This is a genomic window from Dyadobacter sp. HNCC25DJ185, from assembly GCF_056895195.1.
Genome location: NZ_JBXHAR010000012.1, coordinates 194,133 through 220,024, shown reverse-complemented (window position 1 = coordinate 220,024; position 25,892 = coordinate 194,133). Strand labels below are relative to the sequence as shown.

The 25,892-nt window shown below is 45.3% G+C and carries 22 protein-coding genes and 1 pseudogene; 10 read left to right on the top strand and 13 right to left on the bottom strand.

Going from position 1 to position 25,892, the window contains the following annotated elements; all coding sequences use genetic code 11:
• Positions 1-27: 27 nt before the first annotated feature.
• From AC1XUF_RS28670 to AC1XUF_RS28650, 5 genes are all read left to right on the top strand, one after another.
• Complete coding sequence (locus AC1XUF_RS28670; protein ID WP_483345304.1) at positions 28-2,277, top strand: protein kinase domain-containing protein; 2,250 nt, start codon at positions 28-30, stop codon at positions 2,275-2,277.
• A complete protein-coding gene (locus tag AC1XUF_RS28665; protein ID WP_483345303.1) occupies positions 2,274-3,176 on the top strand; it encodes a serine/threonine-protein kinase in 903 nt (300 codons plus the stop codon). The genes AC1XUF_RS28670 and AC1XUF_RS28665 overlap by 4 nt, the downstream gene beginning before the upstream one ends.
• A gap of 7 nt (positions 3,177-3,183) precedes the next feature.
• Positions 3,184-4,470: a protein phosphatase 2C domain-containing protein gene (locus AC1XUF_RS28660; RefSeq protein ID WP_483345302.1), complete on the top strand. Its 1,287-nt coding sequence runs from the start codon at positions 3,184-3,186 to the stop codon at positions 4,468-4,470.
• Between the two features lie 38 nt (positions 4,471-4,508).
• Positions 4,509-5,939, top strand: a complete 1,431-nt coding sequence (locus AC1XUF_RS28655; RefSeq protein WP_483345301.1) for an FHA domain-containing protein — start codon at positions 4,509-4,511, stop codon at positions 5,937-5,939.
• A gap of 124 nt (positions 5,940-6,063) precedes the next feature.
• On the top strand, positions 6,064-6,321 hold the full coding sequence (locus AC1XUF_RS28650) for a hypothetical protein (protein WP_483345300.1): 258 nt from the start codon (positions 6,064-6,066) through the stop codon (positions 6,319-6,321).
• Here the strand turns inward: AC1XUF_RS28650 and AC1XUF_RS28645 are convergent.
• The 4 genes and pseudogenes from AC1XUF_RS28645 to AC1XUF_RS28630 form a co-directional block, all read right to left on the bottom strand.
• Positions 6,300-7,226, bottom strand: a pseudogene (locus AC1XUF_RS28645) (IS1595 family transposase). The gene AC1XUF_RS28650 and the pseudogene AC1XUF_RS28645 overlap by 22 nt on opposite strands.
• An 83-nt stretch (positions 7,227-7,309) precedes the next feature.
• Complete coding sequence (gene prfH, locus AC1XUF_RS28640; RefSeq protein WP_483345299.1) at positions 7,310-7,927, bottom strand: peptide chain release factor H; 618 nt, start codon at positions 7,925-7,927, stop codon at positions 7,310-7,312.
• A 20-nt stretch (positions 7,928-7,947) separates the two neighbouring features.
• Complete coding sequence (locus AC1XUF_RS28635) at positions 7,948-9,348, bottom strand: RtcB family protein (RefSeq protein WP_483345298.1); 1,401 nt, start codon at positions 9,346-9,348, stop codon at positions 7,948-7,950.
• Complete coding sequence (locus AC1XUF_RS28630; protein ID WP_483345297.1) at positions 9,345-10,094, bottom strand: hypothetical protein; 750 nt, start codon at positions 10,092-10,094, stop codon at positions 9,345-9,347. Before AC1XUF_RS28630 ends, AC1XUF_RS28635 begins: the two co-directional genes overlap by 4 nt.
• Positions 10,095-10,782: 688 nt before the next feature.
• Here AC1XUF_RS28630 and AC1XUF_RS28625 point away from each other — a divergent pair.
• Entirely contained in the window at positions 10,783-11,349 is a 567-nt protein-coding gene (locus tag AC1XUF_RS28625) for a helix-turn-helix transcriptional regulator (RefSeq protein WP_483345296.1), read from the top strand.
• On the top strand, positions 11,349-11,849 hold the full coding sequence (locus tag AC1XUF_RS28620; protein WP_483345295.1) for a 2'-5' RNA ligase family protein: 501 nt from the start codon (positions 11,349-11,351) through the stop codon (positions 11,847-11,849). Before AC1XUF_RS28625 ends, AC1XUF_RS28620 begins: the two co-directional genes overlap by 1 nt.
• A 13-nt stretch (positions 11,850-11,862) precedes the next feature.
• Here the strand turns inward: AC1XUF_RS28620 and AC1XUF_RS28615 are convergent, their stop codons facing one another.
• Entirely contained in the window at positions 11,863-12,237 is a 375-nt protein-coding gene (locus tag AC1XUF_RS28615; protein WP_483345294.1) for a DUF4174 domain-containing protein, read from the bottom strand.
• Positions 12,238-12,484: 247 nt separating this feature from the next.
• On the opposite strand from AC1XUF_RS28615, the gene AC1XUF_RS28610 reads away from it, so the two are divergent.
• From AC1XUF_RS28610 to AC1XUF_RS28600, 3 genes are all read left to right on the top strand, one after another.
• Entirely contained in the window at positions 12,485-12,904 is a 420-nt protein-coding gene (locus AC1XUF_RS28610; RefSeq protein ID WP_483345293.1) for an OsmC family peroxiredoxin, read from the top strand.
• Positions 12,901-13,749 (top strand): helix-turn-helix domain-containing protein, encoded by an 849-nt coding sequence (locus AC1XUF_RS28605; protein ID WP_483345292.1) that lies wholly within the window; start codon positions 12,901-12,903, stop codon positions 13,747-13,749. The genes AC1XUF_RS28610 and AC1XUF_RS28605 overlap by 4 nt, the downstream gene beginning before the upstream one ends.
• A 132-nt stretch (positions 13,750-13,881) precedes the next feature.
• Positions 13,882-14,379, top strand: a complete 498-nt coding sequence (locus AC1XUF_RS28600; protein WP_483345291.1) for a hypothetical protein — start codon at positions 13,882-13,884, stop codon at positions 14,377-14,379.
• A gap of 331 nt (positions 14,380-14,710) precedes the next feature.
• Here AC1XUF_RS28600 and AC1XUF_RS28595 read toward each other — a convergent pair whose 3' ends face one another.
• From AC1XUF_RS28595 to AC1XUF_RS28560, 8 genes are all read right to left on the bottom strand, one after another.
• Positions 14,711-17,635, bottom strand: coding sequence for a type I restriction endonuclease subunit R (locus AC1XUF_RS28595; RefSeq protein WP_483345290.1), 2,925 nt, complete (start codon positions 17,633-17,635; stop codon positions 14,711-14,713).
• 318 nt (positions 17,636-17,953) lie between these two features.
• The gene (locus tag AC1XUF_RS28590) at positions 17,954-18,340 is read right to left on the bottom strand and encodes a GxxExxY protein (RefSeq protein ID WP_483345289.1); all 387 of its coding nucleotides are present in this window, start codon (positions 18,338-18,340) and stop codon (positions 17,954-17,956) included.
• A gap of 179 nt (positions 18,341-18,519) precedes the next feature.
• Entirely contained in the window at positions 18,520-19,767 is a 1,248-nt protein-coding gene (locus tag AC1XUF_RS28585; RefSeq protein WP_483345288.1) for a restriction endonuclease subunit S, read from the bottom strand.
• 3 nt (positions 19,768-19,770) lie between these two features.
• Positions 19,771-21,342, bottom strand: coding sequence for a type I restriction-modification system subunit M (locus tag AC1XUF_RS28580; RefSeq protein WP_483345287.1), 1,572 nt, complete (start codon positions 21,340-21,342; stop codon positions 19,771-19,773).
• A gap of 187 nt (positions 21,343-21,529) precedes the next feature.
• Complete coding sequence (locus AC1XUF_RS28575; protein WP_483345286.1) at positions 21,530-22,384, bottom strand: HEPN domain-containing protein; 855 nt, start codon at positions 22,382-22,384, stop codon at positions 21,530-21,532.
• A 540-nt stretch (positions 22,385-22,924) separates the two neighbouring features.
• Complete coding sequence (locus tag AC1XUF_RS28570; RefSeq protein ID WP_483345285.1) at positions 22,925-23,239, bottom strand: hypothetical protein; 315 nt, start codon at positions 23,237-23,239, stop codon at positions 22,925-22,927.
• A gap of 383 nt (positions 23,240-23,622) precedes the next feature.
• Positions 23,623-24,498 carry an alpha/beta hydrolase gene (locus AC1XUF_RS28565; protein WP_483345284.1) on the bottom strand — a complete coding sequence of 292 codons (876 nt, stop codon included), beginning with the start codon at positions 24,496-24,498 and terminating at the stop codon, positions 23,623-23,625.
• 122 nt (positions 24,499-24,620) lie between these two features.
• The gene (locus tag AC1XUF_RS28560) at positions 24,621-25,721 is read right to left on the bottom strand and encodes an NAD(P)-binding domain-containing protein (protein WP_483345283.1); all 1,101 of its coding nucleotides are present in this window, start codon (positions 25,719-25,721) and stop codon (positions 24,621-24,623) included.
• Between the last annotated feature and the right edge of the window lie 171 nt (positions 25,722-25,892).

The window sequence follows — 25,892 nt, the reverse complement described above, 5'->3', positions numbered from 1 at the left end:
CATTTCTACCCATTACAGATTATTGAAATGGCACAAATCCAACTTAGCGGGGCGAAAGCAAACTACTTTTTCGACCCAAAGAATCAGACAGATTACCTGGGTACAGGGGGAATGGGCGTAGTTTTTAGGGGAAAGGGCGTCAGTAAGGAAACGGGGCGTGACAGGCCTGTGGCGGTGAAGATTCTGTTTCGGGATCTTACTGAGAACATCAGCGTCGTTGAGCGGGTCAGGCGTTCTAGTGAAATCAGGATTCTACACAATAACCTGATCGAAATGCTTGACTTTATCGAACAGGACGGCATTTGCCATGATGTTAGTGCCTATATCGAGGGCATAGACCTGAATAAGCTCATCGAAGCCAACAAAGCGCAAGGTAAAGTCTACTCGGTAAAAGAGGCGAAGGCAATTATCGACGATGTGTTGAACGGGCTCGAAACTTTGCACCAGCGCGGGATTATTCACCGGGATATCGACCCATCCAACATCCGCATTTGCATAGACGGAAGCACTAAACTGATGGATTTCGGCATTGCCAGGCTCACGGGAGGGAAAACCAAGTCGCTGACGGGAGTAGGAACACTCATAGGCAAACCCAATTATTCTCCACCCGAACAGATCCGTGGCGAGAGCGATAACATCAAAATGAATACAGACTTATATGCATTGGGTGTGACAATCTATGAAATGCTTACGAGCACAGCTCCGTTCGATAAAGGCAACGAATTTGACACCATGCAGGCGCAGGTGAATGATCCATTGCCCCGCAGCAAGCATTTGTCTCCAAGCCTGTATCAGTTCCTAAAGAAAGCGACGGCGAAAGACCAGGCAAAACGGTATCAGTCCGTGGCGGAGTTCCGGCAAGCCTTTGAACTCGCACTCATCCATGTTTGGTGGAAGGAGAAATCAGTGCAAATGATGGCAGTCGCGGCGGCCATGACAGTTGTACTCGGGCTGTCCGGCCTCCTCTGGTACAGGCACAATGCAAAGAATTACGAGGTCAATGCGGCCAAAGCTGCACATTTCCTAAGCATTGCCCGGTACGATAGCGCCCGATATTATTTTCAAAAAGCGGATGATTACTACGGCACAGACTCTACGCAGCAACGGATAACAATGCTCAATTCGCTGGTGCCGGGAATGGCGGACTTCTATGATGCCAAATATAAATCCGCCTTTGAAAAGCTGAAAGAAGCAAGTGAGCTGGGCTCAGGCGACGCTGATTATTACCTCGGAGAGCTGACGTATAATGGTCTGGGTACGATAAAGGATTATCAAACCGGCTGGAAATATTCAACAAGTGCGGCCGAACGTGGTTTTCGAATGGCATACTGGCGGATGGCTTATGCATATCAGACCGGGAAAGGAGTTGAAAAGGACACTTACCGGTCTGACAAATATTACCTGGAGGCTGTCGAGGCAATGAAAAAGCTGGCGGAGGCAAATGATCCGGAAGCGCTGGGTAATCTGGGAATGATGTATTCCAACGGTGACGGGGTAACGAGGAACGAGAAGCTGGCGGTGGAATATATGCTGAGATCCGCAAAGACGGGATATGCATTTATTCAGGCCAATCTGGCGCAAATGTACCTTTACGGGTCTGGAACGCCTGTTAACCTTCCTGAGGCGGTCCGCTGGTACAGATCTTCGGCGCAAAAGGGACATCCGGCTGCCCAGTTGGTGCTGGGCAATATGTATCTCACGGGCTCTGGCGTGGGTCAGAATATATCCGAAGGAATGAGGCTGATAAACAAGGCTGCTGCTCAAAATTACTCTCCTGCGCTCTCCCGGCTGGGGTACCTGTATTTCACCGGGGACGTTATAGCCAAAGACGACCTGAAATCCTTTACAAACACCAGGAAGGCGGTTGATTTTGACAATGATAATATTGTTGCTATAGAAAACCTTGCTTACGATTACAAAAATGGGGTAGGTGTTGCTAAGAATTACAAAGAAGCGGAGAAATGTTATTTGAGAGCGATTAAAAACGACAGTACTACGGCCGGCAAGAATTATCTAAATATCGCCTCTCTTTATGAAGTGGGAGGTTTCGGAATCGTTGGCGACGAAGGACAGTTTGTGAAGTTCTGTTACCTGGCTGAAAAGCATGGCAACACATCGGTGACGGAAGTGCTAGGCGTTTATTACAATCAAAAAGGGGTTAAAGCTCATGATGATGGCTTGTATGTGAGCGCCCGGAGATATTTTGGCCTGGGAGTTGCCAAAGGAAATGCTTCAGCAGCAGGAAATATCCGCCACATGAACAGTCTGGGAGAATGACAGGCTCGCAATTAATCTATCTAAAGGGCCGGAGGGGATTATATTCTTTCAATCCGTTTCCACCCAACCGACCACTTGGTGAGGGTGGAATGGGAAAGGTTTATGCGGGGACAAGATCGGATGGTACGCCGGTCGCCATTAAAGTCCTTTTTGGCCAGCTTGCAGTTGAAAAACAGTTTGTAGACAGGTTCGAGACAGAAGCACTCATTCAGACTAGCTTGAGTCATCCCCACATTATTGCGAGCTACGACTTCGTTCTCGCTAATGGCAAATATCACATTGTCAGTCAACTGATAAAGGGCATCGGTATTTCGGAATACCTCTGGCCAAAGCGAGCAACGCAGGATGAAAGCGAACCGCTCATGGTACCCAGCTCGGATTTGTTTTGCCAGGTGCTGGATGCTCTGCATTATCTCCATTCCCAAACCCCACCGATCATTCACCGGGATATCAAACCGGATAATATCATGGTGCAAAACGGCAAGGCGATCGTAATGGACCTGGGGGTGGCAAAGGTGACTGGCGGCAAACGGCAGACGTCCGTCGGCATCGTGATCGGCACGCCGCAGTATTCCCCTCCGGAGCAGATCAGGGGTGAAAGCAATAATATCAACGCTACCACGGACATCTATGCTGCCGGAATCACATTCTATGAATTGATCACAGGCAAGCCACCATTCAATGGTTCAAATGAATATTCGATTATGGAAATGCAGGTGAAATACAATATCCCGCGATCAGACGCCATTCCATCAGAGATTTATTATGTATTGAAAAAAGCTACCGCAAAAAAGCAAAGTGATCGCTATCAGACTGCGCTAGAATTTAAGGAGGCGCTGATGCATGCGAAAAACTACAAAGCCGGATGGTGGGACAAGTTAAAAGGAATGTTTAGCTAGGAGATTTATGAAATATAATTACGCGTCCGGATCCGCTATCGGAGGACGAAAGGAGAATCAGGACAGCGCGGGAAGTATGCAGACTCCATTTGGATTCGCTGCTGTCGTATGCGACGGGATGGGTGGTGTAGCAGGTGGCAAAGTGGCGTCTTCGATGGCCGTCGACATTATCCTGCACGAGCTGAGCAGCATTCGCTACGCTGATCCGGCGTCTGCATTGAGAGCCGCGATCGTTAAGGCCAACCATGAAATTTATCATCTTGGACGCCATCATCAGGAACTGCGGGGAATGGGTACTACGGCGATAGCGGTCATCATTAATGTCAACAAAGCTGTCGTTGCTCATGTTGGGGATAGTCGCGTTTACCAGCTGAGAGAGGGCGAAAAGGTGTTCCGAACAAACGATCATTCAAAAGTATTTGAGCTTGTAAAACGGGGCATTCTTACGGAAGAGCAGGCGCGCTTATCAGAAGAATCGAATGTTATTCAGCGTGCATTAGGCATTGCTTCGGACGTCGATGTGGAGATCAATGATAACATCGCGTTCTGGAAAGGCGACCTGTTCATGTTATGCTCTGATGGTGTGTGCGGAGCAATTTCAGAAGAAGAGCTTCTCGACCTACTGAGCAGGAGCGATGATGTTGAAAAGCTCACGCATCGAATAATCCAGGAAATAGATCTGACAGGTATCCGGCAGGGCGGAGGACACGATAACCTCACAGTATCTTTCGTGCAGCCATTAATTAATTCAAAACTAAAAGTAAGTATCGATATGAAGACTAAAATTCTCATGAACATTTTGAGCGTCTGGGTGGCGCTTCTCACCATCGCGCTGGGCTATGTCATTTTTTCCGGAAGCGTGCGACAACAGGGTGGAAGTTCGCAAAATATAAATAGCCTGGCTCGTGAGTTATCCGCGTTGTCAAAAGATTTTAAGGTACTCAGGACAACCTTGGAAAGCCAGGGCCAGCCGCCAGCACAGATTACACCGGAAGCGGAATCACCGGCGAATGCTAACACGGGGCAACACCGACAACCTCTCCGGCCATCGAATCAGAATGACCTTTCTCAAAGACAAGATCTGAGACAGCAAGCGGTAGATTCAACGCAATTTAGAGTCGTGACTAATTACAAGGTTAGAAAGGGGGACACGAGTAAAACAATTGGGAAAAACTTGGGCATAAATGGATCGGCTGCTTTGAGAAAGTTTCGGGAGGCTAACAAACACATTACATGGACTAACCTGCAAGAAGGGCAGGTGCTGGATTCTATCAACGTTCCAAAGGGCTCCTGAACTTTCTGTCAAACCAATTTCAATAACTATCCGCTATCATGAATATCATCACCATTGGAAGCAACTCCAGCAATAAAATAGTGCTGAATAACCCCCATATCAGCAGCTCTCACGCCGAATTGAAAATAGAAGCGACGGGGGCTATGTTCCTCACAGATATGAGTATGAACGGGACGTGGGTCAATGGCCGACGCGTGCATAAAAGTACTGTTCCCCTCCACCGCGGTGATGCGGTGCTGTTTGCCAATGCGATCAAGCTGGATTGGAATCTCGTGCCCCAAATTCAGCGAGATGATCCGAACATACGGTACAGGATCACCGTCGGCAAGAATCCGGACAATACGATTCAGATACATAATCAGAATATCAGCAGGTATCATGCCACCATTAAAGTCGACAGACGCGGCCGGATTTTTGTCAACGACCAAAGCACCAATGGGGTTTTTGTAAATGGTCATAAGGTTCCGGCGTTAACTGACTTTCCAGTTAAACGGGGTGACAAGGTGAATTTTGCCAGCGTGCAGGACCTTGACTGGAAAAAAATTCCAAAATCACTATCACTGCGGCCGGTGTTATTTACATCGCCTGTTGTGTTACTGCTAATTGCACTTGGGATATTCTATAGAGATGTTTTGGGGGATGAATTTGAACAGAAATTCAATAGGAAACCCATTTCCCAGAAATATGAGAACAGTATCGGGTTAATTTACAACTCATATTATCTGGCTTATATTGATAATGATGATACATTGTATTTCATCGGCGCAGGTAACTCTATTTCAATTAACAAAGAAGGAATTCGCCCATTTGAAATCACGGGATCCGGTTTTTATGTGGGCGATGAAGGTTACATCATAACTAATAAGCACGTGGCCGCTCCATGGGAAAGTGAAATTTCTGATGACAAAGAAGCCATGGAAAAGGCGATCAATATGGCCAGATCATCGCTTGGAGAGTATTCACTGAACTCGAAAGTAGTTGGTGTGCCGGTTCGAATAGGCATTTTCCCCAATGGCTCAACAATCGAAAAAGATGATTTCTTTAAGAACATGTTGTCGTGCAGGCTGGTAAGGGCCGCAAACGAGAAAGAAGTCGACCTGGCACTTATTCAGCTGGAATCGAAAAAGTTGCCATCCGGATGCTCACCAGTGAAAGACATCATTGCCGGGAAAGAAAACATATCCATGGATGACGAAGTAATCATTTTTGGCTATCCGTTTGGCTTTGATCTGGCGACCAAGAACGTTGAAAACAAAGTGAAAGCATCACTCGACCACGGCAAAATCAGCAAGATCTCGGACCGCTACGAAATTCAGTACAACGCATCTTCCTACCACGGCGCCAGCGGTTCCCCGGTGTTCAATCAGAATGGTGAACTGATAGCGGTTAACTACGCCGGAATTGAAAAGGCACAGGGATACAATTTTGGTATTATTGCAACCCACATCCGAAAATTGTTAGATAACTAATTTAAAAACAAATACTTAGGAAGACTAAATTGTTCCTGGTATTGCTATTGGTAAACCTAGTCCATACGCTTTTTCGCAGAAATTCATGACGGATGAAGACTGTGTTAGGCTAATCAAAAAAAGTGTGAATCGGTTGGCCGGCCCCTTCCTCGGATTAAGTACTAAATTATTGAAGACGGAAGATTTCGAGGTGATCGAAAGAAATCCGGACGCTACTCCCAAACTTGTGAAATTCGATTACACCGCCAAATGGGCTTATTCTGAGCCGAATGAATTTAAAACCGGAACCGTCATCGTTTATTTCGCACAGGGTTATCCAATCTCATTTTATGAAGTAAAAAATATAATTGAATTAGGCATTTATGCAATAACCAGTTTGTAGGGATGTGGTGGTTTACTAACCATTCGCTTCATCAGATTTTCAAATATACCCCCCTTCATTTTGTGTCTGTTAAATCTGTAAGTATACTCGTTGATATAAGCTTGGAGATAATTGACGGAGCGGTGAACACCTCTAAGCCAGGCTTTAAACATCATAATACTTTGATGCAATTGCGGGAATTTTTTACCCTTTTTCTCCGATTTCTCACGAGTTAGTTTAGGGAATTCTGACTCCAAACCCTTGTATCCAGTCTAGCCGTCAGTACGAACCTGAGCGTCCTTTCCGATATGCTCACCCATGAATTTTTGCAGGTTTTTCTTGCTCGCTGTTTCAATAACCCGCCCATACATTCGAGAAACGCCCGGCGTCGGCCGTCCGATTTCCCTTTCTTTCAATAGCCACAACCATGATCTTCCGCCCGGCGGCCCGGTTTTTCCCTTCATTTCGCCCAATTGCTTGGTCGTCCTGACCACCTACGTAGGTTTCATCCACATCTACTTTGCCTTCCATTGGAAAATTTTGACTGCGCGTCCCGCCATTTCTTTCATTACTTTTTGCTTAAACAGCCAGCAAGTTTTTTGGCGCAATGCCAATTTCCGGCTTAATTCGGTACTGCTTATGCCATTCTTGGTCGTGGTAAGATAGTATATGATATAAAACGCTTTCAAAATGGGCACTTTACTTTTGTGAAACAGCGTACCAGCAGTCGGCGATTCTATATAACGGCAACTCGTACATTGTCGGTCGTAAGTACTGTTGCCACCGCAATATTTGCCATGACCGCATTTAGAGCATCTAAACCCATTTTCCCATTTTAAATTAGCCAGATATTGTTTACATTTAGTATTGTCCGAAAACTGAGTCTGAAACTCAAATAACGATAGGCTCTTGAACCTTTTCTCTATATAACATGCTTATTTTCAATTAAATTAAGCATTTTCACATTCTTTAACAAGAGCCTAATTCAATTGTTCTTTTTGAAAGGTGATTAAATGAGGCTGGCCTTGATGATCCGCACCGGGTTGCCCCGTTGCAGCACATTATGTTCTTGCCATTGTTCCTGTTGCTGAAGACTGAGCTGTTCTGCTTGCCAGGCCTGCACTTTGGCTTTCAACCGTTCGATACAGGTCTTTTTGTTTTGCAGCTGCGAGCGGGTGTCCATTGCCAGCACATGTATGCCCGAAGGCTTGTGGGTGCCGCGTACAGCAGTTTCTACTTTGTTAACATGTTGTCCGCCCGGACCGCTGGCGCGGCAGGTTTCGATGACCACATCTTTGTCCTGCCACAGCAACTTGTCGGTTATCGGGAACACTGCCACACCTGCGAACCAGTTTTTCCGCCGATGCATTTTGCGGTAGGGACTTTGCGCGATCCATTGCACCGTACCTTTCCAGGAAGCTATAAAGCGCTCCAGTTCTTTGCCTTCGGCCATTAAGGTCGCAGAAAGCAAGCAGCCCCTCAGATCCGCTTGCTGCTGATCGAGCACTTTTATCGCAATGCCTGCCTGTACCGCTTCCCGCAGCATCAATGCCTGTACCTTGGCTGCCACCCGGCAACATTCGGCGGGGCCTCTGCCCGAGCTGATCTGTATGATGATCTTGTCCATTGTTCTGTTTTACTTTGTCGTTATTCCCTGTTCATTCTTACGATCTTCGGCAGGAATTTCCCCTCGATCGTTACTAAGCTTTCCTGTGCTGCCATTACCCGGTCAATGTCTTTGTAGGCCAATGGGTTTTCTTCCACACTGCTACCGATCAGGGTAACATCGGCTTGCACCAGCATCTTTTTCATAGCCGATACTGTCATATGCTCCTTCGCCCGTTTGCGGCTCATTGCCCGTCCTGCGCCGTGCGATGCCGAGTGCAGTGCCTGCGCAGAACCCTTGCCGCTGACCAGGTAGGCCGGGGCAGTCATACTACCGGGTATAATGCCCAGCTCACCTTCATGCGCCGGTGTGGCGCCTTTGCGGTGTATGATCACCTCCGTGCCATCGGCGAGGTTATCTTTCCAGGCAAAGTTGTGGTGGTGTTCCACCCGGGCTATTGCCTGTAGTCCTACCGCTTTCAGCACATTGGCATGTATCCGTTCGTGGCAGGCTTTGGCATATTCCCCGGCAAGCGTCATACCCATCCAGTATTCCTGCCCGGCTCCGCTGTTGCTATCCAGCCAGGCCAGTTGTTTAGCCTCCCTTGGTAATTTGCAGATGTCCATAGCGATGCGGGTATAGTGCTGCGCTATGTTGGCGCCAAGCCCGCGACTGCCCGAATGCGATAGGAGTGCCATGTACTTTTTTGGTACAAGCCCTAGGGCATTCCCATCATACAATTCGATGAGACCAAACTCTACAAAATGATTGCCGCTGCCGGAAGAGCCGAGTTGCCGTGCCGCTTTGCCCTGTAACCGTTTAAAGAGTTCCGTCGCTCCAAACATAGAATTATCCAGTATCTCATGTTCCTGGGCAAAGTCCAGCCCGCCTTCCGTACCGAAATGAGTATATGCTTTCAGTGCTGTTTTCATCTGATAGCTGTGACTTTTCAGGAACTGTTCACCTTCATCCAGTATAGAGAGCGCCATCCTGCAGCCTATATCAACACCTACGGCATAAGGAATGACCGCATCGCGCACGGCCAGCACGCCGCCTATCGGAAGACCGTACCCGGTATGGGCATCGGGCATTAGTGCGCCTTGAACCGATACCGGTAACGACATAGCCGTTTGCATCTGTTGCTTTGCGGATGGTTCGATCTCCTTGCCGCCATATACTTTGAGTTGCCCCGTTTGTTGTAACAACCCGAAGCTTTGGTATACCGGTGTTACCTCTTCTGTGATAAAGGTGGCCGCTATCGGCCCCAATTGTGCGTCGTTTACATATTCCTTTGGATTGTTTTTAAGGTTCGTTAATAATTCCAGCCATACTGCTTTGCTCTCGTGTTTGAAATGCCGTTGCAGGATATTGATCGCAAGGCTGCGGGCTACGTTGTCGGTATAGCCCAGCTTGCTTAGTTCTTTTGTTTTTAAATGGTTCATAGCTCGTCATTGTATGCTTCCAACAGTATCTGTTGCAGCGATTTGTTTTTTAATGGGTTTTTCCTGCGGGGATCATCCTCCGGATCCCGATAAAAACGCCAGCGTCTCCCGTGTACCAACTTGTATATCCTTGGTCTCAGTTGATTTCTTTCCAGGTACTGGTCTATCTGACCCAGCTCCTGTTCCAATACTTCGTCGACCATACGGGTATGCGTGATCATATGCGGTGTTACGCTGAGCACAAAGCGTTGGGGATCAGAGAATACATATTTGATATGCATCGTCTTGCCGTCTTTACTCCAATATTCTTTCGGGTAAAAGTGTGCCTTTTCCGCATCGTTGAGTTTGCACCGGTGGGTCCATTCACAGCTGTGGAATTCATGCAGGTATTGCGGTTTCTCCTCGTATATTTTTTTGCGGTTCCGCTTTCTTTTTGCTTTTCTTTTGAAATTTTTGTTGTTCGAGTAGTCTATCGTGTTGATCTTGGACAGCAGGGTGGTATAGAACATGGCTGCGGGACTTCGCGCTACGTCCTCTCTGAGAACAAAGGTTCGCTTCCAGCCTTTCTGGTACGGCTCCTCGAGCGGCACCAAGGGAAGGGATCTTTTGATCAGTAAGAGCTGATTTTCCCGCCGGTCGATCCGTAACAATTGTTTGTCGCGGTCTTCTCTAAGCAGTCGCTTCTTTTGTCTTGCTGTTTTGATCTTGCAATAACTTGCCTCGAACGACCAAATATTGGTGTCCATAACACATCATTGATGATTGCAATTAATTTTTCAGATCATTGTTTCGTCCTTGCGTAAAGGATATATCCCAGAGAAGATCAAGCGCGGCAGCTGAAGCATGGGGCATAGAAATCCCCTGGTCAAAAATTAATGTTGATTAAAACAAGCAGGCATAAAGCTCCGGGGTTGTTGTTACAACCGGGCATCAAAAAAATGAAAAGGAAGCTACTCCCGCCTGGATCAGGCAGCGATGAAAAGGGATGATATGGAGAGACGGTAAATCATGGGTATTGTGTATTAAAGGGTCACACAATTTTTTATCGGGTGCAAATGTAGCGCAATTTTTTAAAGCGCCAAATCAAAATTTAAAATACCTGCATCAGACTTCGCTGCCTGCTTTGCCGAAGATTTACCTTACATAGCTCAATGCAAAGACACGTAACTACAGACATAGCAATAACGAAGAACTATTGACCTGCTAAAATCATTTGTTCTTTGGTCAAATCAGGGTTAATTTTGTCCGTAGTTGCAGCCAAATAAATCGCGGTGAGCAATTCGGTGAGCAGACTTTTTTGCACTGTCGCAGTGAATTGATTTTCAGTTAGATATAGACAAGTTTCATGTCCCTCTCCCTCTGCCTAGTGCCCTTCCTGGCCTCAGGAGGGTTTTTTTTATCGTCTTGACGAATAATCTGCCAGAAACATTAGGCATGGACAAGGACTTAAAAACAAACATCCCTACAAAACCGCAGTTCTCCGCGACAGGGGCGGGGACTTGTCGAAAACCTGGTATGTCGAGTTTTACGCCTGGGAAGAAGCAAGCAGCAGCCATGACTATGCAAACGAGAGAAGATATTTTACAAAAATTAGAATCGGTCACTGCTGCCGAATCCAGCCAATGGAAAGAGCGGGCAGTCCGCAAAGGTGAAAATCCGAAAGCACGTGAAAAATCGAGGATTGTTGCGATTAATATCCTTGCCCAATTGCGAAAACTAGGCATGAGCCAAAAGGATTTGGCGGAGAAATTGCAGGTAATGCCTCAAACTGTGAATTCCTGGGTGAAAGGGAATAGCAATTTTACGATCGAGACGATTGTGCGGATTGAGGAGGTTTTGGGGATTGAGTTGATTGGGGTAAGGGTGAGTGATTCAATTGTGATGCAAACTATCGACCTGGGTAGGTGGCGTCGTTTTCATTTGAAGATTTTGCTGACTAGATTTTCTGGCAAAGTTATTTACAGCAAGTCTGAACACATTTCCGATACCAGCCCTTTTTGATGAGCAAGCCCTTAGTCGCCACTTTATCAATCGCCTCAGCTGCGCAAGCCTATTTCGATGATCTGCGAAGGCAGCATTTTCCGAAGGAGAGGAATTATCTGAATGCCCACCTGACATTATTTAACGCTTTGCCAGACGAGCCGTGGATCTTTGATAAAATGCAAATGTTGGCTGCGGATCAGGCTGCATTTGAAGTAAAACTCGATCAGATTATTTCACTTGGCGGCGGGACAGCTTTCAAGGTGATTTCGCCAGAACTGACGGTGTTGCATCGGAATCTGCAAACACATTTTCAGGAGTCTCTTACCAATCAGGATAAACAGAAAAGGAATTTTCATATAACTGTCCAAAATAAGGTAGAACCTTCTCTTGCGAAAAGCCTGCAAACCGAGCTCAAATCAACCTTCGAGCCATTTTGCTTTACGGCCGAAGGCATCCATTTGTGGAAATACCTTGGCGGACCGTGGCAGTTTGTCAGGACTTTCTCGTTTAACGGCTAGCATTTGTGCAAATCTAAGGCTTGTTACTTCGATTTCTCTTAATCTCATTTTTTCGCATCGGCATCGCGTCAATCAAGCCAAACAACTTCTCGGCACTCACTACCTCGCTGGTTCTTAACTTTTCACCGCCATCGCGGCCTACTAAGATAAAAGTAAACGAACTGGCGCTATCGATGTTCCACTTCTTCCAGGCAGACAAATCCTTCCCGGAAGAAGGAAAACGTTGCACGTTAATATCACGCTCGATCATGTCTTTTTGATGCGCATCCAGGATCGCCGTCTGTGCTTTTTGTTTTTCTAAACCGCTGTCTGTGTAGAAAAGCAGTACCTGTCGCGGAGTCTCAGCTGCGAGGAGTGTGATCATCATTATTGCGAATAGTGTTTTCATGCAAACTGCATTTCAAATACTTTGCCAGAAGATTGTGCTGATCCGGGGCAGGCAGACTGATCAACAATTCGGCAGGATAGATGTAGGATCATGTTGAAGCACCCAGATCGTTGAGAAAGATTCAGGCCTGATTGAGGTCAATGATCCAAATTGCCAAATTGTTGGCCTGATACGCCAGGATTCTTCGATACTTGTGTTGCAACTTTGTATTGTCAATATCGGCAGTAACAAATAAACAAATATCAAAATGCAACGTAAAGCAAAAGCACATTGGACAGGAAGCGTCAAAGAAGGAAAGGGCGAATTAACCACACAAAGTGAAATCCTGAACAAAACAAATTACAGTTTCAGGACCCGTTTTGTGGGAGATGAAAAAGGGACTAACCCGGAAGAGCTATTAGCCGCAGCACACGCCGGATGTTTTACGATGGCCGTAAGTTACGCGCTGACAGAAAAGGGAATAATTCCGACTTCATTGGATACGGAAGCAATTGTATCCATGGATGCAACAGGCATCACCGGGGTGCATCTTTCCATAACCGGAAATGTTCCGGGCGTCAGTTCAGAAGAATTTGATTCAATCACGAAAGGCGCAGAACAGAATTGCTTAATTTCGAAAGTCTTGAAGATACCTGTCACATCAGAAGCAGTACTTGTTGTCGAATGATCACAGACTATAAAAAATTCGATTTGTTCGGGAAAACGCTTATTCAAAAGGTGGACTTAAAGCCGCCTTTTGAATTTGCATTTCCTGTGGCGGAGCAGGCTTGCTTTCTATATATGTTGAAGGGCGAGATGGATTATCAGTCCGTAGATGATCATTTGAAAATCAAGACCCATCAATCCTTGTTGCTGAATTGTTTGAATTCCGGGAAGCAAATCCAGGGTAATGATTCAGATATTCACGGTGAAATCGTAATTGTTACTTTTCATAAGGATATACTGAAAAGAATTTATGACAGGGAACTACCTCAGATTTTTAATCCAAACAATCAGGTATCCGGTCAATCCAGAGGTACAATCAATAATGATTTTCTAATTCAAAAATACATTGATGGGCTTCTGTTTTACTTCGAGAATCCCTCATTGGTTAGCGAAGAGATTTTGGTTTTGAAGCTGAAAGAAATTATTCTCCTTTTATCTCAAACGCAAGACGCGGCAATCGTTCAAGTCATATTATCCCAACTCTTCTCCTCCACAACCTATACATTCAAACAGATCATCGAGGCCAATCTATTTTCTCAGATCGGGATCGAAGACCTGGCGCAGAAAAGCAATCTGAGTGTCTCTTCGTTTAAGCGGGAATTTAAGAAGCTGTATAATGATTCACCCGCTAACTATATCAAAAACAAACGTTTGGAGAAGGCGGCGGAGCTGCTTCGTGCTTCCGGCGGGCGTATTTCCGATATCGCTTTTGATTGTGGCTTCAATGATCTGGCAAACTTTACCAAAAGCTTTCATGGCAAGTACGGTGTCTCTCCTTCGCATTATCGGTCGAAACAAGAGGGATAGCCAGCCGTATGCATACCATGAAATAAGGTGTACTTTTCGTTGATCCAAATTGCCAAATATCTGACCCGATCCACAAAATTTTTCTTTTCCGATTAGCCCAACTTTGTGTTATTAACAAAACGCAAAACAATCATGGGACTCTCGCATTTGGGTATTTTTCATACCGTTATTGGTATCGTTGCTATTATCGCAGCATTTGTATCGTTGTTCAAAAGCGCCAGGATAGATCTGGGGAAGCTGTCCGGAAAAATCTATTTCTATTTCACGCTGATTGCTTCCCTAACAGCTCTGGGGCTTTCCAGTGTCAAGGGTCTCAATCCCGGACATATCCTTGCGCTTTTAATTGTGATCCTGGTTTCACTGGCTTACTACTTACATGTCGGGAAGCCGGGAAACAATCGATCGCGTTTTTTTGAAAACTTCTTTCTGTCGCTCAGCTTCTTTCTCTCGTTGCTTCCAACTGTAAATGAAACATTTACCCGGGTGCCGGTTGGACATCCTTTGGCGAGTGGGCCGACAGATCCGTTGATTGCCAAGACGCTACTCACACTATTTCTGCTATTTATTGCAGGCTCCATTCTGCAATTCAGGAAGCAAAAGAAAATAAACAGGTTGTCTAAGACACTGTGAAAAACAAGACGTCGTGAGTAAAAAGCATTTTATTTCCAGAAATGGTTGGTTTTCTCTTTCGCTGCCAGATAGCTGGGAAGAATAGGATGATGGAGATGATTCTGATAGTTATGCACTTTTGATGCAGCAGCAAAATCATGGACAGGTAATCTTGGAATAAGAGTCGATTCAAGGTGGTGATGAACAAGTTGCCTACGCTGCTCTTGTCATCAAGATGATATTGTCATTGGAGTGTTCTGATATGCTCTTTTTAAATAATTTTCAAGTTGAAATTTATCGACAAAAATGTTCATGGCCAGCTCGCATCTAATTTGTTATGGTATCAAAGCTCTCACCCCACAATCCCCTCCACAAAAGTCTCAATAAACCCCATGATCTTACTCAAAACCCTTTCCCCAACTTTCTTCCGCTGTAAAACCGTCGGCATATTTCCTTCCAATAAACCAAGTACTTCCTCCCGCAATGGTTCGCGTTCCGAAAAGAGGATGCTTTCAATCAGTTTCTCGGTTTTGGGTTCGGAAAGTTTTTCTTCTTCCACCAATTGTTTGAATGCCTTTACCTGCTCTTCATTCCAGAATTTTTCAAATTCTTCGGGCAGGGTTTCATTGTCTTCTATCTGGGGCAGGTTTTCGGCGATGAATTTTTCGATCAGTTCGCGTTTGCTGCGCAGGTTGGCCTCTCCGGTGAGGAGGTCGATGATTTCTTTGCGTTTCTTTTCCTGCTCTGCCCTGCTGCCGTTGTTCAGGTTTGCCAGCAGTTTCAGAATGTAGGCGACATTGATCTCGTCGCGGTGGATGAGTTCCAGTTCAAAATCTACATCTTCCAGGATCGATACCTTTTCTTTCTGAGTGTCGAACTTCACCTTGTCATGCAGGTCGAGGTATTTGCTTTTGTAATCCTCAAAAAGTTGCTCGCTCATCGCCAGGTCTTCCCATTTGAAATCCGCGAATGTGGACAGGACATTCTTGAGCCGCATCAACTCACGGAAAGCCTTGATGAATTCCAGTTCTTCGTATTCAGTTGTCAGCTGATTTACACTTTCAACAGTCGGGGTGACGGCCAGCAACTTGTCGAATGCAGCACCGAACTTTTCTGCATAGTCCTCATAGGGTTCCATGATGATGATATCCTTGGCGTCCTTGTTGCTGAACAATGCAATGGCTTCGTCGGTGGCCTTTTTCAAGTTGCGAAAAACAATGATGTTCCCCTGCGATTTTACATCATTATCGATCCGGTTGGTCCGCGAATAAGCTTGTATCAGTCCGTGGTATTTCAGGTTTTTATCGACGTAAAGCGTGTTCAGCTTCTTGCTGTCAAAGCCGGTCAGGAACATGTTTACCACCAGCAGAATGTCAATCTGCTTCTCCTTCACCTTCTTGGAAACGTCGTTGTAATAATTGTAAAATAAAACGCTGTCCTTCGTGGAGTAAGCCGTTCCAAACATTTTGTTGTAATGCCCGATGTACTCGTCCAGCTTTTCCCGACTATGCTTATTCACAATAACTGGTGCCGTCGTTACAACTTCTTCCCCCTTTTTTAAGTAAGGAATCAAAGGCTCAGCCACCATTCGCAGGGGCACGGGATCAGTTTCATAGCTCAAAAAACCGTTTGCATCCTGATCCTCTTCATTCGCTGTGTAGCTGAAAATCGTAGCAATTTTGAGGTTATGCTGCCCGGCGAGTTTTTTGGCCTGCAAAATATCGTAGTAGCGGATTAATGTCTCCACACTGCTCACGCAGAACATGCCTGTAAACTCCCGGCTGTGTGTTTTCCGGGCATGGTGGGCGAGGATGTAATCCACGATCTTTTCCAAGCGAACCGGCGAATCCATCAGTTCTTTGGTATCAATGTCCTCTACCTCAATGTCGATATTTGTACGGCTTTCGTCCTTTTGCTTGTACCTGCCCACATATTCGACGGAGAATTTCAAAACGTTCTCGTCCCGGATCGCGTCCGTAATCACGTACTTGTGTAGGCACTCGCCGAACAGCTCGGTGGTAGTCCGTTTTCCCAATTCATTCTTCACCGCATTGTCTGCAAAAATGGGCGTCCCGGTAAAGCCAAAAAGCTGGATGTTATTGAAAAATGATTTGATCCGTGTATGCGTTTCACCAAACTGCGAGCGGTGGCATTCGTCGAAAATGAAAATAATGCGCTCGTCTTTCATCCGCGCCATCTGATCGAGGTATTGCTTTTTGCCGATCGCCGAATTGAGTTTCTGGATCGTGGTGACGATAAGCTTGGTCTCGTCGGCAAACTGCTTCACCAGCGCCCGGGTATCGTCCGTCCCGTCGACGCTGCCTTTGCTGAAAATGTTAAATTCCTTATTGGTCTGATAATCCAGGTCTTTCCGGTCGACCACGAAAACGACTTTCTTCACTTGCGGCAAATGCATCAGGATCTGGCTGGCTTTGAAGGATGTCAATGTCTTCCCCGAGCCGGTGGTATGCCAGATATACCCATTTTTATGCGGGCCTTTGGTCCCCGAATTCTTCACCCGCTCCACCAATGCCTCCACCGCATAAAACTGATACGGACGAAGCACCATCAAAACCTTATTCGTTTCGCTGACGACGATGTATTTGCATATCATTTTGGAGATATGGCACGGTTCCAGAAACTGGCTCGTGAAACCATTGAGAATGTTCGTCAGCCGTTTGTTGGCCACATCGCTCCAGTAAAAAGTCTGCTTGAAAGTCTGGTTCTTGTTATTGGCGTAATACTTGGTATTCACACCATTGCTGATCACGAAAATCTGCACATACTGAAAAAGCGCCAAATTGACGCCGAAGGAATGCCGCTGATACCGGTTGATCTGGTTGAATGCTTCTTTGAGTTCAAGCCCGCGCCGTTTGAGCTCGATCTGCACCAGTGGCAAACCATTGATAAGCAGCGTCACATCATAACGGTTCTTATAAACGCCCTCCATACTCACCTGCTGCGTAACCTGAAACTGGTTTTGGCACCAATGTTCCTGGTTCAGAAATTCAAAATACAGGCTCTCCCCGTTATCCCGCACAATATGCTGCTTCTCCCGCAGCGTTTTAGCCTTCTCAAATACCGAACCTTTATTGAGTATGTTGAGGACTTTGTCGAATTCTTTATCTGAGAATTGAATGGCATTATGCTTTTCCAACTGGGATTTGAGATTAAAAATCAGCTGCTTTTCGTCTTTGATGGTCACAAAAGCATAACCCAACTTTTGAAGTTGATCAACTAATTGTTCTTCAAGGATCTGCTCAGGCTGCTTGGCCATTGTAAGAATTTGGATTTGTTGGAACGTTGCTTGCTGCTAAAATGTGAGAATTTGGATTTACTGGATTGAAGGATTTTTGGATTAGGGCTTTGATTTCGGATTGGAATGTAAGGATTTGGATTGACTGGATATTGGGATTATCAGATTTTTAGTTTCACCTTTTCTTTCAAAATTCTGCAATCTCCTAATCCAATAAATCCAAATCAGAAATCCTGCAATCCTCTAATCCAATAAATCCAAATCAGTAATCCAATAATCCCCTAATCCAATAAATCCAAATCAATAATCCCATAATCTCACAATCCGACAAATCCCAATTCACACACTTTTAACCGGATGCCTCAACCGCTTCACTTCCAGGCTTCTTGCTCCGAAATTCAGTAACAAACCCAGATCCACTTTATAGGCAACCAGATAATTCAATCCTTGTGCTAAATGCACATCCTCCATTTTAATCACTGCTTTTAACTCTACCATAAGTTTGTTTTCGACAAGAAAATCTACACGTCGGCTGCCAATTCTGATCCCGTCATAAAATAACGGCATCTCCAATTCCCGTTGAAAGTCGATGCCCTGGTTTTCGAACTCGATAGCTAGTGCCCTTTGATAAATGACCTCTTGGAAGCCGTTACCTAATACTGCGTGCACTTTCATTGCGCAGCCGATAATCTTATAAGTAAGATCGTCTTTAATCTCCTCGTTCATATAGTGTGTGGATTTGGATTTGTTGGATTTTGGGATTTTTGGATTTGGATTTGTTGGATTGAGGATTTTTGGATTAGGTAAAATGTGAGGATTTGGATTTTTGAGATTCAGAGATTTTCGGATTATGAATGGCTAAAATCCCTAAATCCTAAAATCAGACAAATCCAAATTCTCACAATCTAGCAGAACATCCCCTGCAACAACCCCTTTTTCCACTCCGCTGTCTTCTCAATTTCCTTGCCGCAAAGGTTTATTTTTTCGTCGATGGCGGAGAGGAAGTTGGCGATTTTGGTTTGCTCACTGCTAGACGGCAACAATAGTTCCATTCCCAAAAGAGCATATATTGCTAATTTTGGCTGAGCGCCAGTAGTACTTACATTCTCAATAAGTTTATTTAGTTTACCCGACTTTAACAATTGTAACAAGAATTGCTGATTACACTTCAAATTTGTGAGTTTGTTTGCGTTCTCTGTCAAATTTGCATTATTCAAGCCCTCTGGAATAATTCCAACCAATCCTAATGTTCCTGCAACTGATATATAGATATCCTGTGTAGATATTCTATAGTTCTTTATCGATTCAACTACTAAATTAGGGACATACCTAATATTCGCAGTTGATACAGTTCCATTTTTCATATCCGAAACGGTTATATATGGAAAAGAATTTTTTGAAATCTGCAGTTCATATCCCTTAGGTATTCTTTTTCCACCTTTTACATCGCAAATATCCCCCAGCTTCTTCTCCTCCCAATCCGGAAACTCCTCCCCATCATCCGGCCTAAATCTCAACTCCTGCGAAAAGATTTTTTGCATCACCCCTTTTTTGTATTGTTCCAAAAGGCTTTTCTTCTTTTTGAGGGCTTGCAATTTTTCGTCTACCGCGGTTAGGAAAGAGGCGATTTTTTGTTGCTCGGGGAGAGTTGGGTACATCAATGATACCGATGCCAAAATTTCTTGTCCAACATTGTACCTAGTACTACCACCGGATTTTGAAGTTATTTCATCTCTTGAAGAATTTGTCTTCAATAATTTGTTTAAAAAAACCGGATCGTAATCGCCTATTTTCTTTCCTCTAATTACAAAGCCACCAAATGTTGCGATGCGATCGTTATCTAAATAAACACTGGCGGTACCAACCTCTTCTCGTGTTTCCGAACTTCTTTGAAATAAAATATCTCCATATCCAACTGTATACTTCGCGGCAGTCAAATCATCAACATCCACGCTACCGATTATTTTATCGTAGGTGATTAGGTCATTATTGAGAATATCAAGAACATTAATGAATTTGATTCCCCGTCCATATTGTTCCTTACTCGCATTAATTCCATTCTTGAATTCGAGAAGATTGCCTAATTTATTTTCTTTCCATTCTCCCTGAAACCCCGGAAACCGCAACTTCGGCACATTATTTTGCTTTTCCATCAATCAAAAAGGAGTTGAAATACCTAATTCTTTACAAAAAGCGGCAATGGTAGCGTCCGTCTCGCCAATTTGTTTTTCCAATGAGACCAATTCCTGCGCAATCGCATTGATGTCAATGCTATCCTCAGCTTCAAACGTATCTACATAGCGCGGAATGTTCAGGTTATAATCATTGGCGGCAATTTCCTCCAATGTTGCCCGCTTGCTGTACTTTGGTTCTTCGGCGCGGGTGCGGTAGGTTGCAATGATCTTGTCCACATGTTCATCGCGCAGCATGTTCTGGGTTTTTACCTTTTCATAATGCTGGCTGGCGTCGATGAACAAAATGTCTTCCGGCTGCTCCCGGCACTTTTTGAAAACAAGGATGCTGGTCGGGATGCTGGTCCCGTAAAAGATATTGGCGGGCAGGCCGATCACGGCGTCCAGATAGTTGCGGTCTTCGATGAGGTACCTGCGGATATGCTGCTCAGCTCCGCCGCGGAACAAAACGCCGTGCGGCAGCACAATGGCCATCGTTCCATTGTCGGCCAGATGGTAAATCATATGCTGCACAAAAGCAAAATCGGCTTTGCTGGAAGGTGCCAGTTTTCCGTATTGGCTGAAACGGTCGTCGGTCGTAAAAAGGGGATTGGCGCTCCATTGTGCCGAGAAAGGCGGATTGGCGACGATGGCTTCAAATTGCTTGTCGAGATGCTGCGGATGTTCGAGGGTATCCTCCTGTTTGATGTCGAACTTGCGGTAATGCACATCATGCAGGATCATGTTCATCCGCGCCAGGTTATAGGTCGTGCGGTTGAGCTCCTGCCCGTAAAAGTTGCTCACCTCCTTCACTTCCCGGGCCACGCGCAACAACAGGGAGCCTGAGCCGCAGGTAGGATCATACACGGAACGGAGCTTGTCTTTGCCCGTGGTGACGATTTTGGCGAGTACTTTGCTTACTTCCTGCGGCGTATAAAACTCCCCGGCTTTCTTTCCGGCATTGCTCGCAAACTGCCCGATCAGGTATTCGTAAGCATCTCCGAGAATGTCCAGTTGTGTGTTATGTAATTGGAAATCAATTTTATCCAGGTGCTGTAAAACTTTCGCAATCAGTTCATTCTTGGCAGATTCTGTTCTTCCTAATTTGGTACTCGTTAAATCGAGGTCTTCAAAGAGATTATCAAAATCATCCTCACTTTCGGTCCCCATCGTGCTTTGCTCGATGTTGTTGAGGATTTTGGCCAGGTCTTCCAATATGAAATTATCCTCGCCTTCCTTATCGCTGTTCCCACGCTTGGCAACCTCGCTAAACAGTTCGGAGGGTTTTAGAAAGTACCCAAGTTTGGACAATGATTCTTCTCTGATCGCCTCAATGTATTCTTTGCCATGGTCAGTCTGCTCATCAATCTCCTTGAATTTCAGACCATCGGGCTCTAAAATGGAGTCGGCATAGATCTCCATTTTCTCAGAAAGATATTTGTAAAAGATAAAACCCAGAATGTAGTCGCGGAACTCATCCGCATTCATTTTCCCGCGAAGGGTATTGGCAATATTCCAAAGCTGTTGTTCAAGCTGCTTCTTTTGGTACTCGGACATTTAGAAATCAAATTCGTTGAAATTGTACGGTCGCAATTTCAATTAAAACAACTTGAAAATAAATATTTATTTGAAAGTTGTTTCAATGGTTCACCGACTTCAGCTGGATGCCAGTCTCCGTCTTCGATTCCGTTGCACCGCGAGCAGATCTTGCCAAAATTATCGGCGTAATGGTGGTGTATTGAAATCAACTATCCGCAAACCCCGCAATCCGCTCTCTGCAAATCCGTTCCGTCAAATCTTTCAGCAATGTAACCCGGCTGCCAAGGTATTCCAATTCCTCTTTTTCAATCTTGTAATTCTTGTTGTAACGCGCATCGATGTACGCTTTTTTGAGAAGGACAAATAGTCGCTCTTCTTCGGCTGTCGTTTTTGGAAAAACGGTTGCAAAGTTTGTATTCAGTTTTTCGACCTGATTTCCTAGAATCTCAATGTCATGGATTCTTGGCTTATAATCGGTGAAAACTAGCAAGATGGCCGAGTAAAATCTTTCAGTGGCCTGGTGAAGTTGAAAGGCAGCGATTTTATACCAGGTTTTTTCAATCTGGATATATGCTGTCTCCAAAAACTGGCAAGCACTCTCAAACCAATGTTCAAATTCTTCCGTCGATTTTTCTACCCGCTGCGCTGCATTGAGATTTTTCGGCTCGGACAAAGTGCATTTTCCCGAATCATAAAGCAAAATCCCTTCTTTCAGAATATCTACAAAAAAATAGTAGTTCCGCTCGATCTTGTCGTTCACAAAACCAATGCTGTGGTAGATGATGCTGGTTCTGGTGATCTCCTCATTGTTCATTAATTCCTTGTCTAGCTCCCGCGATTTTTTGACTTGCTTGGCCGAATTCTTGTCTTTGGTGACAATCAGAATGTCGAAATCGCTCACATATTCGTATTTCTCCTGGTAGTCTTCGACCCAGTCGCCCCGCGCATAGCTACCGAAGAGGATGATCATTTCGGCCGGAACTTTGTCGAGGATGATCTGGGTGAGGGCTTTGAGCTGGTCTTGTTTGTTTTGCGGGAGGTGGGTGAGGGTGGATTTCATAGGGTGTGGGTTGTTGGTGTGGCAAGTTAATGGTTTCTGTTTTCTTCTGCTATAAGAGAGATTTTAAGAGTGACAATTTCATCTCATCAGCGCAAAATCCGGACGGAAGATGACGAAAGTCTACGTATGATGAGATTCTTCTGCAAGATAAAACGAGCCTTGACATCACCTGGCTAAAAGATAAGAGCTTGACTGATCTGGATAATCTGCCTGACCCTGATATTTTAGCGAATGATATTATTGAGAATTTGGAAGCAGGAATTGAAAGTTTTAAGGAGATTATGTTGTCGATTAATTTGAGAAACTAACGAAGTCGTAACCGTTTAATTCGTGAAGTCTTGGGTTTACCTGACGTGATACGGGTTAAAATTTTGATTTGTAGTTTCCAACTAAGACCAATGAGCGAGAGATATTCAAAACCGTGAGCTTGCTGTCGGCTTTTGGGGTAAAACAAAAATACCGCCCCCAAATCATGAGGCGGTATTCCGAACCAACTGTACTATTCTCACGATGCATCAAATTCGTAAACTGTTCTCATCGTCAAAATTCAAATCCCAGCCGCAGGGTAACCCTCGGCGATTGCTCGTTTTTCTCTTTGGGAATGTACGCGGCGACAGAAAACACCAGGATATCAATCGGTGCGAAGTAGATCCCGCCGCCATAGTCGTAATGCCACTGCCCTGATTTCTCATCTTCCGCCCAAACCCTTCCGTAGTCAAATGCGCCCAGCACGCCGAAAGCATTGATCAAATCGGCCGAGTAATGCACCTTAAATGCCTTGCTTCCAAATGCATAACTGCCGCCAAAACGCTGGGAGGAGGCATAAGGCTCTTTTTTGAAACCATACCGGGTCATGTTGAAATTCGCGCCGATCGGAAAGCCGTCGTCCGGGTTTGCGCCCGTCGGTGGGGTGCCCGGGCAAAGTCGCTGGTTACCTTCTCCTTGATTTGCTTTAAAGCCTTTTTATAGTTCATGACCCATTTTTTTATCCTGCCTTTTTGAGATTGGCTACCCATTAAAATCCGGGTTCGGTAATGATTTTTTTGATTTCGGCCTTTTTGATCCCGGGTCGTAAAGGATTTTTATTACTCGAAGCCTCGCTTTAAGTTGTCCATTGATATTCGTCAAAAGTATTGCGCCCCAATCATTCAAACAATGTACATCTTCGCACATGAGTTGTATGAATCACAGCCCCAGCTGATGCTGAAATAACGTTTATTAATATACGCTTCTCCATATCAGATCAATAAATGATTGCTTGGTCGCGGTGGTCTGACTGTTCGCAGCGCATCAGCTGTTTGCGCCAGCAGCTTTTTATTGAGTGGGAGAGACGGCCACCCGAAGATTTCGACGTCAGCTTCGTCGTAAGTAATATAGGTTACATCTACACCGGCATACAAGAGCTTTGCGCAATAGTATTGGATTTCGCAGTCGCTGCCTGAGTACTCAGATAGCTGAACCAGTGTGGTGGGAAGGCCGGAAAGATCCGAAATTTTTGAATCCAGTGGCATGTTAAAGACGGCCCTGATATCAACCCATTCCTGGTCTGAAATATCAAAATCCCTTTTCCGGAGTTTAGCTTGCTCCATCACATGCTTATGAGATATCATAAACTCCGGATCAATAAGAACTTGCAAGCAGATATTGGTAAAATGGTCTTTCAGTGCCATTAAACTAAGAACCGAAACCATGTTGGCTCCTATCTGGCTGCCAACGATTGATATCTTTTCTCCGCATATTCCAAGCTCGTTACCGTTTGAAGAAATCCATTTTATTGCTGCATACAACTTGAAAATCGTAATTAACTCATAGGGCAAATCGGTATGCTCAATCATCAACGCCGCCTGTCCGGACTCATTGACTAATTCGGCGATAATCTCTTCCTGGCTAACAACACATGAGAGATCTCTGGGGTACGGAGGGACGAAAACGAACAGGGACAACAGATTTTGCCGGCGATTTATAAAGAAAGGTTTGAAAATCGTTATTGAAACTTTATCGTCGTTAAATCGGATGGTTTTGGTAATTCGTGATGTAGGAACGGAATTTCTTGCGTCAATATTCGAGACCAGACCGGACACCTCTTTATTTTTGAAAATCGTGTTTGTTTTCATGAGATTCATTTTAATTGTCTACGTTCAAACTTACATGGTGTAACACAAAGCTCGCTGAACGCATTAGTTTTTAAAATGTTCATATTGAGACATTTGTTGTACGTTTGAGCGATGAGATGCAGTTATTCCGAGGATCTTTCCATCAAGCCCAAAGTGGTCATCAGCTCGCGGGCAGCGACTGATCCGGCACGGTTGGCACCAATCGTGGAAGCTGTTGGGCCGTACCCGGGCAGATGGATGCGTGGTTCTTTGGCAACCTTTGTTGCCAACCGGCCGGCCATCAGTATGCCGCCACTTTCTTCCCTGGGTAAAACGGATTCTAAATGCTCGAGTGCACCTCTAAAGCCCGTGTTCCATAGGATGACATCAGCTTTTTGCTTCCTGCCATCTTCCCATTTCACCCCATCCTCGGTGATCTCGCTGAACATAGGGAAGCGTTCGAGTACGCCCCTCTTTTTCATGTCCACTACTTCCGGTGACAACGGCAACCCGGTAACCGAGACCACAGACAATGGTGGCAAGCCATTCCGCACCCGTTCTTCCACCATAGCCACTGCGTTATGCCCTGCTACATCATCAAATGGCACATCTCTGAATACCGGAGGTCGCCGGGTAACCCAGGTGGTAGAGGTCACTTTTGAAATTTGATCGAGCAACTGAATGGCGGAAATTCCGGCGCCCACTACAATAACATGTTTGCCCTTGAAGTAGGCGGCAGTTTTAAAATCCCTTGTATGCAGTTGTTCGCCAGTAAAGAGATCAGCCCCCGGGTACTCGGGGATGTAGGGATTTTCCCAGGTACCGGTGGCGTTAATGATGCCCATTGCAGAAAATAACGTTTCTGACGAATCAATGTAGAAACGTTCCTGATGGAGATAGACCTTCTCAACCTGCAACGGCCGGTAAACCCGGATGCCGAATTTCCGTTCATATAGCTCGTAGTAGTGCGGCACGGCGATGCTGGCCTGGACCGTCTCACTAGCTGTATCGAGGGTTTCTTTAAAAGACATTCCGGGCAGATCATGAATTCGGTTTACGGTGCTCAGCGTGAGGGACGGCCAACGGTATTGCCATGCGCCACCTGGTGAAGGCGCGGCATCAAGCACGATAAAGTCGGGGCCTATATCTAAACCCAGCTTCTTTAAATGATAAGCGGCGGATAGCCCGGCTTGGCCAGCACCTATGACTGCAATCTTCGTCTTATATCGAATGTTATCTGCCATTTATAACTTCTTTCCTAAACCGTACCTGTCTCGCGACCAAAAAGGTTCCACGATGAAGCCGGCATTTTAATATTGTCTTTTAGCACCCGTAACCGGATCAGCGGTACGCCCTCCTGGAATGCGTCGTAAGGCTGTATAAAAGACCTATGATACCAAGCCATCACGAATGAC

Bases quoted from the DNA above. Each gene is read 5' to 3' on its own strand.
- AC1XUF_RS28670 (WP_483345304.1), top strand. From the start codon at position 28: ATGGCACAAATCCAACTTAGCGGGGCGAAAGCAAACTACTTTTTCGAC.
- AC1XUF_RS28665 (WP_483345303.1), top strand. From the start codon at position 2,274: ATGACAGGCTCGCAATTAATCTATCTAAAGGGCCGGAGGGGATTATAT.
- AC1XUF_RS28660 (WP_483345302.1), top strand. From the start codon at position 3,184: ATGAAATATAATTACGCGTCCGGATCCGCTATCGGAGGACGAAAGGAG.
- AC1XUF_RS28655 (WP_483345301.1), top strand. From the start codon at position 4,509: ATGAATATCATCACCATTGGAAGCAACTCCAGCAATAAAATAGTGCTG.
- prfH (WP_483345299.1), bottom strand. From the start codon at position 7,927: ATGGACAAGATCATCATACAGATCAGCTCGGGCAGAGGCCCCGCCGAA.
- AC1XUF_RS28635 (WP_483345298.1), bottom strand. From the start codon at position 9,348: ATGAACCATTTAAAAACAAAAGAACTAAGCAAGCTGGGCTATACCGAC.
- AC1XUF_RS28630 (WP_483345297.1), bottom strand. From the start codon at position 10,094: ATGGACACCAATATTTGGTCGTTCGAGGCAAGTTATTGCAAGATCAAA.
- AC1XUF_RS28625 (WP_483345296.1), top strand. From the start codon at position 10,783: ATGGACAAGGACTTAAAAACAAACATCCCTACAAAACCGCAGTTCTCC.
- AC1XUF_RS28620 (WP_483345295.1), top strand. From the start codon at position 11,349: ATGAGCAAGCCCTTAGTCGCCACTTTATCAATCGCCTCAGCTGCGCAA.
- AC1XUF_RS28615 (WP_483345294.1), bottom strand. From the start codon at position 12,237: ATGAAAACACTATTCGCAATAATGATGATCACACTCCTCGCAGCTGAG.
- AC1XUF_RS28610 (WP_483345293.1), top strand. From the start codon at position 12,485: ATGCAACGTAAAGCAAAAGCACATTGGACAGGAAGCGTCAAAGAAGGA.
- AC1XUF_RS28605 (WP_483345292.1), top strand. From the start codon at position 12,901: ATGATCACAGACTATAAAAAATTCGATTTGTTCGGGAAAACGCTTATT.
- AC1XUF_RS28600 (WP_483345291.1), top strand. From the start codon at position 13,882: ATGGGACTCTCGCATTTGGGTATTTTTCATACCGTTATTGGTATCGTT.
- AC1XUF_RS28595 (WP_483345290.1), bottom strand. From the start codon at position 17,635: ATGGCCAAGCAGCCTGAGCAGATCCTTGAAGAACAATTAGTTGATCAA.
- AC1XUF_RS28590 (WP_483345289.1), bottom strand. From the start codon at position 18,340: ATGAACGAGGAGATTAAAGACGATCTTACTTATAAGATTATCGGCTGC.
- AC1XUF_RS28585 (WP_483345288.1), bottom strand. From the start codon at position 19,767: ATGGAAAAGCAAAATAATGTGCCGAAGTTGCGGTTTCCGGGGTTTCAG.
- AC1XUF_RS28580 (WP_483345287.1), bottom strand. From the start codon at position 21,342: ATGTCCGAGTACCAAAAGAAGCAGCTTGAACAACAGCTTTGGAATATT.
- AC1XUF_RS28575 (WP_483345286.1), bottom strand. From the start codon at position 22,384: ATGAAATCCACCCTCACCCACCTCCCGCAAAACAAACAAGACCAGCTC.
- AC1XUF_RS28570 (WP_483345285.1), bottom strand. From the start codon at position 23,239: ATGACCCGGTATGGTTTCAAAAAAGAGCCTTATGCCTCCTCCCAGCGT.
- AC1XUF_RS28565 (WP_483345284.1), bottom strand. From the start codon at position 24,498: ATGAAAACAAACACGATTTTCAAAAATAAAGAGGTGTCCGGTCTGGTC.
- AC1XUF_RS28560 (WP_483345283.1), bottom strand. From the start codon at position 25,721: ATGGCAGATAACATTCGATATAAGACGAAGATTGCAGTCATAGGTGCT.